General features: G+C 27.7%; 11 protein-coding genes. 10 read left to right on the top strand and 1 reads right to left on the bottom strand.

What is annotated here, in order from left to right; translation table 4 throughout:
• Positions 1-9 precede the first annotated feature (9 nt).
• The 4 genes from rpsR (at position 10) to ACPYPZ_RS01870 (ending at position 6462) form a co-directional block, all read left to right on the top strand.
• On the top strand, positions 10-267 hold the full coding sequence (gene rpsR, locus ACPYPZ_RS01885; RefSeq protein WP_426460885.1) for a 30S ribosomal protein S18: 258 nt from the start codon (positions 10-12) through the stop codon (positions 265-267).
• Between the two features lie 94 nt (positions 268-361).
• Complete coding sequence (locus tag ACPYPZ_RS01880; RefSeq protein WP_426460884.1) at positions 362-1645, top strand: IS3 family transposase; 1284 nt, start codon at positions 362-364, stop codon at positions 1643-1645.
• A 23-nt stretch (positions 1646-1668) separates the two neighbouring features.
• On the top strand, positions 1669-2028 hold the full coding sequence (locus tag ACPYPZ_RS01875) for a hypothetical protein (RefSeq protein WP_426460883.1): 360 nt from the start codon (positions 1669-1671) through the stop codon (positions 2026-2028).
• Positions 2029-2568: 540 nt separating this feature from the next.
• On the top strand, positions 2569-6462 hold the full coding sequence (locus ACPYPZ_RS01870) for a hypothetical protein (RefSeq protein ID WP_426460882.1): 3894 nt from the start codon (positions 2569-2571) through the stop codon (positions 6460-6462).
• Positions 6463-6527: 65 nt separating this feature from the next.
• Here the strand turns inward: ACPYPZ_RS01870 and ACPYPZ_RS01865 are convergent, their stop codons facing one another.
• Positions 6528-6950 carry a hypothetical protein gene (locus ACPYPZ_RS01865; protein ID WP_426460881.1) on the bottom strand — a complete coding sequence of 141 codons (423 nt, stop codon included), beginning with the start codon at positions 6948-6950 and terminating at the stop codon, positions 6528-6530.
• Positions 6951-7181: 231 nt separating this feature from the next.
• Here ACPYPZ_RS01865 and ACPYPZ_RS01860 point away from each other — a divergent pair, with 231 nt between their 5' ends.
• The 6 genes from ACPYPZ_RS01860 (at position 7182) to ACPYPZ_RS01835 (ending at position 14487) form a co-directional block, all read left to right on the top strand.
• Entirely contained in the window at positions 7182-7964 is a 783-nt protein-coding gene (locus ACPYPZ_RS01860; protein WP_426460880.1) for a hypothetical protein, read from the top strand.
• Positions 7965-8020: 56 nt separating this feature from the next.
• On the top strand, positions 8021-8599 hold the full coding sequence (locus tag ACPYPZ_RS01855; protein WP_426460879.1) for a thymidine kinase: 579 nt from the start codon (positions 8021-8023) through the stop codon (positions 8597-8599).
• Between the two features lie 118 nt (positions 8600-8717).
• On the top strand, positions 8718-10073 hold the full coding sequence (locus ACPYPZ_RS01850) for a glycine--tRNA ligase (protein ID WP_426460878.1): 1356 nt from the start codon (positions 8718-8720) through the stop codon (positions 10071-10073).
• A gap of 11 nt (positions 10074-10084) precedes the next feature.
• Positions 10085-12160 (top strand): DNA primase, encoded by a 2076-nt coding sequence (dnaG, locus tag ACPYPZ_RS01845; RefSeq protein WP_426460877.1) that lies wholly within the window; start codon positions 10085-10087, stop codon positions 12158-12160.
• Between the two features lie 9 nt (positions 12161-12169).
• Positions 12170-13660, top strand: coding sequence for an RNA polymerase sigma factor (locus ACPYPZ_RS01840; protein WP_426460876.1), 1491 nt, complete (start codon positions 12170-12172; stop codon positions 13658-13660).
• A 50-nt stretch (positions 13661-13710) separates the two neighbouring features.
• Complete coding sequence (locus tag ACPYPZ_RS01835) at positions 13711-14487, top strand: Nif3-like dinuclear metal center hexameric protein (protein ID WP_426460875.1); 777 nt, start codon at positions 13711-13713, stop codon at positions 14485-14487.
• The last annotated feature ends 183 nt before the right edge of the window (positions 14488-14670 follow it).

Genomic DNA, 14670 nt, shown 5'->3' with positions numbered 1-14670 from the left:
GGAGAAATAATGGCTTACATCAAACGTAAAAAAGCTTTCCAAGGTAGAAGAAAATTCTGTGAATTCTGTGAAAATGGTATGACATATGTTGACTACAAAAATGTAGAACTTCTTAAAAAATACGTAACAGCTACAGGGCAAATCAAAGGTAAAGCAACTACAGGAACATGTGCTAAACACCAAAGAAAAGTTGCTAACGCTATTAAAAGAGCAAGATATGTTGCTTTAATGCCTTACTCAGTTGTTAGAGCACGTGTAAACAAATAATAATTTAAAATTCAGTATTTCACACACCGTATGGTGTGTTTTTTTAATGCTTCGAACCTAAAAAGATAATTGGGACAGTTTATGGTACACAAAAATGGGTCAGTGACATACTGTTAGTCGATTTGCAAAATCATTAAATGAAGTAAAAAACGATGTTAGTTTACATGATGTTTTACAAAACGAAAAAGAATTGGGTTGAACAGATACAGATACCTATAAGTATTGATTACATCGTTTTAAAATCAACTGCAAAAAATACATAAATAAAAAACTAATCGAATTTATTCCATATAATACTTATAACAATTTAGATTACAAAAAGCGATATGGTATAAGTATGAAAGCAAATCAAAAGAAAAACAAAAATAGACAAGTAAAATCACCTAAAAACACACGTCAAGAAGATTATGATATTGTGCTTAACGTTCTTTTGGACGAACTTTTAGGTGAAAACTCTACTAAAAAAGAGAGAAATAATAAAGTAGCTGAAATTATTAATAAAATTAAGAAAACAAAATGTAGTTTTTCGATCAGTTATTTATGTAAATTATTTGGTGTTTCTCGTTCAAGATTTTATGATAGAAAAAATGGTGTTGGTTATAAGAAAAGAAACGATTCAAAAGTAGATGATATTGAATATATTGTAAAAGTAAATGAGATATACAAAGAACATAAAGGTAGAGTTGGTTCGGATAAAATTGCTGGTTTAATAAATAAAACAAATAATGTTAAAATCTCACAACCTACAGTAAATAAAATAATGAATAATTCACACTTATACGTAAATAGCTCATCAAATAAGACTTTAAAGTATAAAGAAATAAAAGATACTACAAAAGATTTTGACTATTTAGTGGATTTTGAAGCAAGAAAAAATCTAAAACCATATGAAGCTGTATCGGCTGACTTTATGATAATTCGCAATAATAATAAACATTATCATTTGCACATGATTACAGATATTAGAACTCACAAAATACTTTCATATACTTTAAGCGACAATCAAAGTGCAGATGTGGTTTTAAAAGATTTAAAAAATCTACCGAATGTGTCAATTATTAACACTGACCACGGTAGACAATATTTTGATAAAGATGTAAAAGAATATTTACTAAAAAACAATATTAGACAATCAATGGGTATTCCAGGTCATTCAAATGATAATTTATGAATTGAATATACATTCGGAAGAATTCGTGAAGAATTGTTCTCGCAATTCGACATCGAAAGATTGAGCATTAACTACATTAAAAAATTAATTGATGAATATGTACATTATTGAAATAATTACAGACCAATTAAGAAACTTGGTTATATGTCTCCGAATGAATATATTAATTTTTTAATTGAAAGGGATTGTCCTATTTATCTTTTTTAGTTCGAATGGGCAAAGAAAGCAATATGGAGCAAATTACTAATACACTTGAAACTTTAAAAGGACAAATGCAAGAAAAGTATGATGCTCTTGATTATGAACAAGTAGCTAAGAAAAAAGAATTAATTGAAAAACTTAAACAAATTAATTCGCCTAAAGAATTAACAGAAGAACAAATTACTAGCTTAACTACACAAATTAATAGCATTAATAATAAAGCAACTGATTTTAATGAAAAATTAGCAGCTGTTTCTAAAAAAACAGAATTAATCAGTAATTTAAATAATGCTAAAGCAATTCAAGAAAAATTATTTACTTATAATAAATCAAATCCTGCAAAAGATTTAGCAGAAACAATTAAATGAAATGAAAATTATCTTAATTAAGATGATGCTACAACAGATGAGTTACAAGATAATTTAGATAATTTACTTACATCAATTAACGCGGCAGAAAGTAAAAGTGCTAAAAATAAACAATCTTTAATTAATGAGACTGTTTTAACTAATTTACCAGAAACAGTTCAAACTAAATTAAAAGATACTTTAAATAAGTTTGATTCTCCAAGCGAGTTTAATAACTATAAAACAAAAGCTGAAGAATTAAATACTAATGCTAAATGAAAAAAAGATTTAAATGATAAACAAACAGAATTTGTTTTTAGTACTGATAGATTAGAAACATTTAAAGAATTAGCAACTAATTCTTATAATGACATTGCTAAAGACAATGATTTAACTACACAAGATAAATTAGATGAAGCTCTTACAGCTTTAAATCAAAATAAAACTAACACATATAACAAAATCGTTGAACTAGCAAATACTGAATTAGATAACTATAATTTTTTAACCGCAGAACAAAAACAAGCTTATAAAGATGAAATTACAGCAATTACTGATTTAGATCCATTTAAAGTAAATGAAGTGCTTAAAAAAGCTAAAGCAAATGATGAAGCAAGCAAAGCAAAACAAGAAGCAATTGAACGAATTACAAATGAAACTAAACCAGCTGCATTAACTAAAGAACAACTTAATGAAATAGTTGATAAAATTAATTCTTTACCAAATGATGAAGAACTTAACAAAAAAATAGTTACAATTGAAAACCTTGTATCATTACAAAGACAAATTAATGAAGCTGAAACATTAAATAACAACTTATTTGTCAATGATGAAAATAATCCAAACACAGCAATTCAAGAAGCTTTAAAAGAAGCTAAAGAATTATTAAGCAAGGAAAAATATGAAGAAATAATCGCTGGAACAGAAAAGTTAGCTGAAGCATTAGCTCAAGCACAAGCTAATAGTGCAAAAAATAAACAAGCTAAAATTGATGCTTTAAACTTAAATAACCTTCCAGCAGATGTTGCTTCTAAAATTAAAGAATCTTTAAATAAAGAAACAAATGTGACTAACTTTGAATCTAAAATAACTAATGCTAATGATTTAAATGATTTAACAAAATGATTTAAAGATTTAGATGAAAAGAAAAACGATTTTGTTTTAACAGAGCAAACTAAAACAAGCTTTGATGATTTAGTAAGCAATAATTACCAAAACTTATTTACTGATGCAAAATTTGAAACAGCAGAAGACTTCAGTAATTTAGTTAATGATTTAAAAGCTAAGCAAACTAAAGAATATAACGATATTGTTGTTTTAGCAAATGCTGAATTAGATAAATTAGAATCAGGTTTATCACAAGAAGAAATTCAAAGTTACAAAAATAAAATAGCAGAAGTTAAAAATAGCGATGCTTTTAAAGTTAATGAAATTTTAAAAGAAGCTCAAGCAAAATCTAAAGAAAATAATCAACAAAAAACTTCAGAAAGTTTAAAAGATAAATTATCTAAAGTAATTGCTTCAGAATCAAATATTTATTTAGCTGAAGAAACCAAAAAACAAATTAATGATTTTTTAGAAAACTTTGAACAAAATACCACAAATAAATCTGAAGCTGAATTAGAAAAATTAATTTCTGATGCTAACGAATTATTTAACAACTCAAAAAGCGAAATTATCACTAATGCTAAAGATGCAATTTCTAAGTTGGAAGTAACTGACGAACTAAAAACTAAAGGTAATTCAGATCTTGATAAGTTAATTAATGAAAATTCAAAAGAATTAGACTTTTTAGAAGCTAAAAGTGTAGTACAACAAATTTCTGAGTTTGTAAAACCTATCGAAGATGCAAACAAGGTAATTTCAGACAAAGATACTGTTACAACAAGCCAAGATTATCAATTTGCTGATTCAAACTTAAAAGAAGCTTACAATCAAGCAATTAAAGACTTGGAAACCCTTAAAAAAGATTTATCAAATGTGTCAGTAACAGCTTTAACTGAAGCACTTAAAAAAGTCGCTAAAGCTAAAGAAGATCTTAATGGTGCTTCAAATTTAACTGAGACAAAAGACAAAATTGCTCAATTAACTAAACTTGATTCTAAATTAGTTGAACAAGAAAAAGCTAACTTAGCAAACTTAGCTGATAAAGCTGCTTTAGAAGAAAAATTCAAAGAATTGCAAACAGCTAATGCTTCAGCTAGTGAGTTATTAGGTAAATATAATGAACTTAATACCTTATTAGATGGTAAAGAACTTAGTGAATACCTTAAAGGTGATGAACTTACAGCTGCAGAAACAAAATTGTCTGAAGTATTACAAACTTTAAATAACTCAAAAGATAAAGTTAATACAACTGTAAATGCAGATATTCAAGATGCAATTAATAAACTTAAAGAGTTAATTAAAACAGTTGAAGATAACAAACCAAAAAGAACACCAGAAGAACAAGCAACATACGAAGAAATCTTAAAAGCAAGAGATAAAGCTAAAGAATTATTAGCAAAAGACGTTGCGAACCTTTTAACACCAGAAGCAAAAGCAAAATTAGAAGAACTTGCTAATAACGCTGAAGCTAATTCAATCGGTAAAAATAATGACGAACTTCAAGCAATCTTAAAAGAATTAGTTGATGAAACTGCAAATGTACAAAATCAAATTGTTGCACAAGCAAAAGCAGATATTAACGCTAAAGAAATTCCTACAAAATTAAAAGATCAATTATTAGAAAAAGCTGGGCAAGCTACTTTTGATAACCTAGATGATTTAAACGGTTTAATTAATACAGCAACTACTACTGAACCTCTTTACAAAGAACATCAAAATAATTTAGCTGATGCAATTAAAGCACAAACAGATAACAACTTTATTTATGCAGATCCAAACTTACAAAAAGATTATCTAGCTGCTTTAGAAAAATATAATGATGCAATTAAAAATTGAAATCAAGATTTAAAAGCAGAAAAATTAAATGAACTAAAAGGTGCTGTAGAACAAGCTCAAAATAAACTTAATGGTGTAGCTAACTTTAATGCAACTAAAGAGCAAATTGATGCATTAAAGTTAACAGCTAAACCAGCTAAAGAAAAATTATTAGAGCAATTAAATAATGCTAAAAATAAAGCTGACTTAGAAACTATTCAAAATCAAATTAATAATTTAGATAAACTTGATCAAGACTTACTTGATGCTAACAAACATTTCCTTCTTGCTACTAATGATCCACTCATTGTAGCAAAATTACCTCAAGCAATTCAAGAAGAACTTAATGCTTTAAAACAAGAAGCAAAAAGTATGATTGAAAATGATTTAGTTAATTCAACAAATTCACAAGTAATTGAAGATTTAATAAATAGATTAAATTCTGTAACTAACAAAATTCAAAATCATGCTTCTGGAATTCTTGATAAGGTAAAAGAACTAATTAAACAACAAACAGAGTTTGCAGATCCAAGACTTACGGATTTAATTGGTTCAGAACAACAAAGCAAAATTAATGATAACCTTAAAAATCTACCTCAAAACTTAGAAGATTTAAGTGCTGCAAAATTAGAAGAACTCGCAAATAACTTAGCTAAAGAAAATCAAGAATTAGATAAGTATCTAACTGGTAAAATCGCTGCAGAAATTGAAAAATTACCATTAGATAAACAATCTAAAGCTGATTTTATTAACAAAGTTCAAAATGATAAAGTAACTCCGTTAGATGACTTTAATATTTACGAACAAGCTAAAGCCCTTGCTAAGTTAGAACAAGATTCATATTTAGCAACAAAAGACTTCCGTGATAATCTTATTAAAGATCAAAACTATCAATATGCTGATCGCGAGAAAAAAGCAAACTTAGATCAAGCATACGGAAAGTTAAAAGAGTACTTAAATAATCCTACAATCAAAGATTTTGCAAAATTAAATGATTTATATCAACAATTCCAACAAGCTAAGCAAGAGCTTAATGGAACTGAAAATTACAATAATGTAAAAGCAGCTATAGAGAGCATGGATAACATTTCTCAAGCTCAAAAAGATGCTTTACAAGATAAATTAGATTCATTATCACACCAATCTGGTGAATCTGCAAATGAAATTAAAAATCATGCAGACCAATTAGACAAAATAAGTACTGAACTATTAGAAAAATACAATAAAATAAACGATTTACTTAATGATCCAAAAATTAAAAATTCAATCCATCCTAAAGATTTAAATAACATAATAAATGCATTAGATGAAACTAATGATTTATTTGTTTCAGATAATAATCAAAAACTTAATTCAAGAGACATTCACACCCTTACTAACCTTAAAAACAAACTTAACACATACTATTCATTCTTAACCTTAAAACCTTATAAACCATTCATTCAATGATATTGATTAGGATTAGGAGTAACTGGGTTATTAACATCAATTACTTCTATTTGACTTATTTTAGTTGGAAAACGTAAAAAAGATAAAGATGATGAAACTAAATAATTAAAGTGGGCTTAGGCCTACTTTTTCTTTGCTTAAAAAGCAAAATAAAAACCAACTAGATAATACTAGTTAGTTTGGTTTTGAGTTTGAGCTTCTTGTTCATCAAAGTTGGTTTTAAATTCACTTAAAATTTCTTTTTCAGTTAAACAAATTTCTGGTTTTACTGCGTATCTTTTACCTATTTTGTATGCTCACTTAGTGTAATAATTTAAAAATTTATAACTTTCTTTATTATCACGAATAAATATAACTGTTTTTCAGTATTTTAAAATTCAAAGAAAGGTAATGTATCATCACCAACAAAATGCTAAAAGTCCAAATACTAATATTCCACCACAAAATACAAAATTAAGATTCAAGTATAAGATGTATTCATTAGTTATTGAAAAATTGTAATTTTTAATATTGGCAAGTAAAATAATATTAGCGATTAAAAAGACCGATCCGATTGAGTTCAACAGAAAGAAGATTGATAAATGAATTTTCATTTTCGTAATTGGTAGCATTGCATTAGTTCCATTTCAATGTATTTAAATAAATATTGTAAATACAATAACTTATGTATTTTCTTACTAAAAACTCCTCTCTTTAATTTTATCATTTTCCACATTACCATATCATTTACGAAAATCAAATAGTTTTATTAAGGTTACTTTAAATTAATTTATAATTAAATTATTCATAATTTAAACACAATTAATTTTAATTAAGGAGTTTTAATGAAGTACATTCAAAAAGAACATAAATCACTTAAGGGAGTATTTAAATGATCAATTGGTGATTTTGTTTATATTTCTAAAACAAACGCTAAAAGTGGGTTTACAAGCCGTTTTAACAGCATTTTTACAGCTATTAAACAATATTTACAAGACTTATCTAAGCCTAGGGTTACTTTTGAAGAATTATTAATGTCAAACGAATATTCTTCAAAATATCTTTACACTAAAATTGTTTTTGCACTCTTACAACAAAACGATGATCCAAAAGCATTATTAGAAAATTTTAAAGATTACATCGATATTGAAATTTTAGATTCAAGTGCAGATGTATATGATGATAAAAAATTACAAGACATTGAATTAAAATTCATTTTAGCTGAACAACCATATATTTATGGTTTAAACCAAAATGAAACAGCTCAATTATTCTTTGACCGTAGTGTAAATCGTAAGTATGATTATAAAGATATCGAAAAAGAAAAACTTAATGCTGGATTAGTAGAATTTGAAGAAACTTTTGATCAATACTTACTTGACTTAGATTGAGCGTTAGAAAATAGAAAAAGATTACCTTTAGACAAGGAGTTTTTAATTAAATATAACTCTTTAAACTCAATTATTGCTTTTGATGAACTTTACTTTTTTGACTATGTTTTCTATGAAAAATGACCAAACTACGAAGAAATTAAGCAAAGACATTGAGATATTAAAGAAAAAAATGATTTAATTAAAACCAAAATTCAAGACTATAATTCACTATTTAAAATTAAAAGCTTTATATAATATTTTCACACTCTGTGAGTGTGATTTTCTTACCTTATTAATTTGAAAGGACAATTATGTTTTATAAATATCCAAAAGGTTCGTTAGAAGTTATTACTGGTCCAATGTTTGCTGGAAAAAGTGCTGAGTTAATTAAAAGAATTACGATTTGAAAAATAGCTGAAGTTAAGTCGATTATTTTTAAACCAAACTTTGACAATCGTTTTGCTGAAAGTCAAATCGTATCTCGTACAGGTTCACAAATTAATGCTATTTCAATTAAAGACTCAAAAGATATATGAAATTATATCGACAAAGATATTGAAGCTGTCGCATTTGATGAAGTACAGTTTTTTGACTTTAATGTTGTAAATGAAATTATTAAATTATTAAATAAAGGTATTAGAGTGATTGTTTCTGGGCTTGACATGGATTTTGAAGGAAAGACTTTTAATGTCGTTGCTGAGCTACTTGCTTTGTCAGATACAGTCTTAAAATTAAAGGCTGTATGCATGAAATGTCACGGTCAAGCGAATATGTCCTTTAGAAAAATTCGTTCCAAAGAACGTCATTTATTAGGTGATGATACCTACGAAGCACGTTGTAGAGACTGTCACAGAAAAGGAATGAAAGAACAAAATAAAGAGGCAGAGTAAGTGAATTACTCTGTTTTTTAGTGCTAAAAAAATTAATATTTTCATAAAATTTTTATAAATTTGTGTTATATATCTAATTTTATTAGATATATAATCTGAAAGTGGTAAAATATATAGCATGCTTAATAAAGAAAGAATGCAAGAAATTGTTAATCATTTAAAAAATACCGGTTTCGTTTTCCAAGGTAGTGAAATTTATGGAGGTCTTTCAAATACATGAGACTACGGACCATTAGGTTCACTTTTAAAAGATAACATTTGTCAACAATGAAAAAAAGAGTTCGTTATTAAAGAAAAGAATAATTTCTTAATTGACTCAAAAATTTTAATGAATCCTCAAGTTTGAGTAACAAGTGGTCACGTGGGAAACTTTAGTGATCCATTAATTGAAAACAAAGTTAACGGTAAAAGATACCGTGCAGATAAATTAATTCAAGAAGTTGATGAAACATTAGTTCCTGAAAAAATGTCTTTTGATGAAATGCGTGCTTACGTAGTTGAACACATCAAAGAATACGAAGGTGCTAAAACAGATTGAACTGAAATTAAACAATTTAATTTAATGTTCGATACACACCAAGGTGTAACTGAAGATTCAAAATCAAAAGTTTACCTTAGACCAGAAACAGCTCAAGGGATTTTTGTTAACTTCAAAAACGTACTTAGAACTACTCGTGCTAAACTTCCTTTTGGAATTGCTCAAGTAGGGAAAAGTTTTAGAAATGAAGTAACTCCAGGAAACTTTATTTTTAGAACAAGAGAATTCGAACAAATGGAACTTGAATTTTTCACAAAACCAGAAGAAGCAAATCAATGATTTAATTACTACATTGATAAAGCTTACCGTTTTGTTAAAAAGTTAGGTTTAACTGATGATAACATTCGTATCAGAGCACACGAACAAGAAGAGCTTGCTCACTATTCAGATGCTACAAGTGATATTGAATTTAAATTCCCATTCGGTTGAGGTGAATTATTAGGGGTTGCTAACCGTACTAACTATGATTTAAAATCACATATGGAAGCAACTGGTGAATCATTAGAATATTTAGATCCAACAAATAATCAAAAAATCGTTCCATATGTTATTGAGCCAAGCATTGGACTAGATAGATTAATGTTAGCTGTTATTTCTAACGCTTACCAAGTAGAACAATTAGAAAATGATGAAAGAATTGTTTTAAAATTCCCATTAGCAATTGCACCATACAAAGTTGCAATTCTACCATTAGTTAAAAAATTAGGTGATAAAGCTAATGAAATTTATGATGCTTTAATCGAACAAGGAATTTCAGTAACATACGATGAAGCTGGTTCGATCGGTAAAAGATACCGTAGACAAGATGCTGTTGGTACATATTACTGCTTAACAGTTGATTACGATACATTAGAAGATAACTGTGTAACTCTTAGAAACAGAGACACAATGGAACAAGTTAGAATTTCAATTTCAGATATTCAAAAATATTTATAATCGAGGTTTAAATGAGTGGTTTAATTCCAAATGAGGTTGTTAAACAAATAGAAAAAGCTACTGATGTTGTTCAAGTAGTTAGTGAATATTTACCTTTAAATAAAAAAGGGAACAACTATCTTGGCTTATGTCCGTTTCACGGAGATACAACACCCAGTTTTACAGTCAGTCCACAAAAGCAAATCTTTAAATGTTTTGCTTGTGGCATTAGTGGTAATGCTACTTCGTTTTTAATGAAACTAAAAGGTATTAGTTTTGTTGAAGCTCTAGAAGTGCTTGCTCAAAAAGCAGGGATTAATTATGATTTTCACTCACATAAAACTACTCATATTGCTCGATATACTGAACAAGATTTAAAAGTTTTAGAAACTTTACAAACTATTAATGAATTTTATAAATCAAGAGTAATTGTTTCAAAAGAAGCAAGCGAATATCTCAAACAAAGAGATTTATACGATTCAAATTTAAGAAACCATTTTGATATTGGATTTGCAAAAAATAACGAATTGCAAAAGTATGCTGAGTCAATAGATTTAGATGTACAAGAATTAGTCGCAGCAGGTTTATTAAATAAAGAACTTAGGCAACTATTTTATGATCGCATCACTTTTGGAATTAAAAATCGTTTTGGTGAATTAGTTGGTTTTAGTGCTCGAACAATCGATCAAAATCAATCAGCTAAATACGTTAATTCTCCAGAAACTAAATATTTTAAAAAATCAGAGATTTTATACAACTTCTATAACGCCAAAGATCAAATAGCTCTTAAAAAACAAGTTATTATTGTTGAAGGTTTTATGGATGTTATCGCTTTATACAAAGCAAATATCAAAAATGTTGTTGGTCTGATGGGAACAGCATTAACTATTAAACATATTGAACAAATTAAAAATGTGGATGTATTGTTATTTCTAGATAGTGATAATGCAGGTGTGAATGCAACCTTAAAATCCATCAAAGCATTAATTTCACAACAAGTTAAAACTATTAGAGTTATTAGTAATCCATATACCAAAGATCCTGATGAGATTTTAAAAGTTCACGGAGCTGAAATATTACAAAAAGTTATTGCAGAAAATCAAGAATCAGCAATTAACTTTGTTTATCGTATTTTAAAGCATAAATATAATTTAGAAAATTCAACCGATTTTGATGCAATTAATAATATGTCTCACGAATTGCAAGATATCTTAAAAGATGCGTCAAAAGAAGTAAAGGAATTTGTTCAAAATCAATTCCATAAAGATTTTGGTACAACACTTGAATTTGTTACACAACCACAGAATATTCCATTAGAAGTTGATTACCAAATGCATCAAGATTTTGCTAATCTAGATCAGAATTTAGTAATTGATGAAACTTATATTGATCAACCAACTAAGGTTAAAAATGATATTACTGAGTTTCGCAAAACATATCAAAAGTTCGATGCTTATCACGAACCCAAACAAGATTTTAAATTTCAACGAGATGATAAAAAAGATGCAGAATTATTTAAAACTAAAATGTTTAAAAATCCTGCTTATCCGTGATTAATTTACTTATTACGTTCACGTGTAATTTATGAAACATTTACAAATACGGAAAAATTACCAAATTATCAAACTGAAAATTGATGTGATTTATTTCCGCTTGAGGCTAGCGAAATAATTCAAGACATTATTTTAGCTTACCAAAATACAGATATAAATGAAAATTTAGACACTCAAACGCAACAACAAATTTTAGCTAAATTAAGACTTGTATTAATTAAACAAGTAATTAAAGATTTAAAACTACAAAATAACCAACAAAACGAGCAAACCTTAAGCAAAGCTTGAGAATTATATTTAGCAACGTTTGAGAGTAATATCAACGCTAATCCAGAATTAGCTGCAGCAATTAAAAATAATGATGTAAATACTTTAAAACAATGAATAACAATTAATTTAAACATCTTAGTAGGTTCGATTTACAAAGATGAAAAAACTAGACAATTAAATCGAGCGACATATAATCTTTCAGAAAGAACTAACCGTAAGAACGATTATTTATATAAACATAAAGATAAAATTTTAAGAATTGACGATAAAAAACCAGAAGAATAGGAGCCAGTTATGGAACAACGTTTTGATTCGATTATAAAATATCTTAAAGGAGAATTAGTTAAAGCTAAAAAGGACTTTTTCTCTCAAGAAGATGTCTTTCGTATCCTAGATAAAAAACAATTAGAGGTAGATGAAGAAAGTCTTGATGATTTCATGGAAGACTTAATGGACGCTGGAATTATTCTAGATTCATTTGACTTCGGTGATGATGAATTTGTCGATGAAGATGACTTCGAAAACGAAGTAGCAAGTGCTAAGAAAAAAGCAAAAGATTCAACTAAAAAAGATAAAAAACAAGAAGATGATGAAGAAATTAATCTTGATGATCTTGAAGATTTAGATAAGTTTGACGATGATGATTATGATCCAGATTCAGATGATGATACTGATTATGATAGTGAAGAATACTTAAAACCAGATGATGAAGAATCAGAAGCTGATGAAGATGAAGAAGATGAGCAAGATGAAGAAGATGAGCAAGATGAAGAAGAAAGATTAAAAGAAGAAGAAGACTTCTACGGTGAAGATGATGTTGATTTAAATAATCTTTCATTTGATTTCGATTCTGATGTTGACATAGTTGATCGTAAAGAAAAACAAAACCTTAATAACAAACTTACTGAAACAAACGATATTGTTAAATGATACATGCGTTGAATTGGAAAATATGGTGAGCTTTTAACTATCGAAGAAGAAAAAGAACTTGCTAAACAAATGGAAAAAGGTGGATTCCGTGGTAAAAGAGCACGTGATAAATTAATCCAAAGAAACCTTCGTTTAGTAATTAACAACGCGAAAAAATACAAAAACCGTGGACTTACATTCATCGACTTAATTTCTGAAGGAAATGCTGGAATTTTAAAAGCTGTACAAAAATACGACGTTAATAAAGGATTTAAATTCTCAACTTACGCTACATGATGAATTAGACAAGCAATTACTCGTGCTGTAGCTGACCAAGCTCGTACAATCCGTGTACCAGTTCATATGGTTGAAACAATTAACAAAATCTCAAAAATTGAAAGAGAACTTCAACAAGAACTTGGACAAGAACCAACAGATGAGCAAATTGCTGAACGTTTTGGTGAAGGATATACAGCTGATAAAGTTAGATACATCCGTAAAATTAATATTGATCCTATTTCTCTTGATAAACAAGTTGGTAAAGAAAACGATTCAAGTTTTAGTGATTTCGTTAAAGATGAAAATATTATTTCACCTGTTGAATACGCTTCACAAGAAGAACTTTCAGAAATCTTACATGAAATTATTGAAGAAACTTTAGACAGTCAAGAAGATAAAGATTTAATTAGAAAACGTTTTGGTGTTGGTTACGATGAAAATGGTGATCGTTACAGAGTGCACTCACTTGAAGAACTTGCTGCAGAACGTGGTGGAGTTTCTAAAGAACGTGTACGTCAAATCGAAAACAAAATTCTTAGAAAACTTAAAAATAACGCAAAACACGGTGCAAACCTTAAAGATTTCTTAAAAAGTTAATTAATTTAAAAGTTGGCTGAGAGTCAACTTTTTTAAAAAAAGAGGTTAATATGAAAATCAAAGATTTCGTTTTAAAATTACAAGAAATGTACCCAGTTGAAAATGCTGAAGAATGAGATCCAACTGGATATTCAGTTAAATTTAACCAAGCTAAAAAGCTTCGTGGTGTTTTATTAGCTATTGATGTAACTGCTGATGTAGTTAATCAAGCAATTGCTAATGATTGTAACTTAATAGTTACTCACCATCCGTTCTTTTTTGAAGAAACTAAGGAACTAGAAAAAGAAAAAGCTCCTTATAAATTCGACTTATACAAGAAATTAAAAGAATATCAAATCACAGTTTATGCGATGCATACTAATTATGATTGCGAACCACGTGGAACATCATTTCAAATTGCAAAATATTTAGGTTTAGCAAATAACGTTCGTGTTAATTCGCCTAAATTCGCTGCACTAGTTGATCATAAAACTACCATTAATGAACTAAGTAATTTAATTAAGTTAAAATTGAGACTTACTTCATTTAGAACCAACGTAAAATTCAATGAATTAAATAAACAAATTCAAAGTTTTGCAATCTTAAGTGGTAGTGGATATGTTGGACAAATTAACGAATTAGGTCATCAAGTCGACTTAATTATTAGTAGTGATTTTCGTTGAAGTGATTGAATTAATTTCCGTGAAAATAATATTTCAATGCTAGAAATTCCACATTTAGATGAAGAGGTGTTTGCATATCATATGTTTGAAGAGTTACCTCGGATTTTCCCAAAAGTAAGATTTTTCTTAGTAAAAACCGAAAACCCTTATTACAACCTTGATTAATCAAGGAAATTATAAAAATTTAACATTTTATACTAGTTAAGATATCAAAAAAAATAAACTAACTTGAAAAAGTTTGTTTTTTATTTTAATAATGCTTAAAAACTAACTTTTTGTGGTTTTTGGAGATTTTGTAAACAATAAAAAAGTTAGTTTTTGTGATATTATTAATATTATTCGAAAAAT

Source organism: Mycoplasma hafezii (assembly GCF_049942695.1).
Classification (GTDB): domain Bacteria; phylum Bacillota_I; class Bacilli_A; order Mycoplasmatales; family Metamycoplasmataceae; genus Mycoplasmopsis; species Mycoplasmopsis hafezii.
This window is presented reverse-complemented; position numbering and strand designations above follow the sequence as displayed.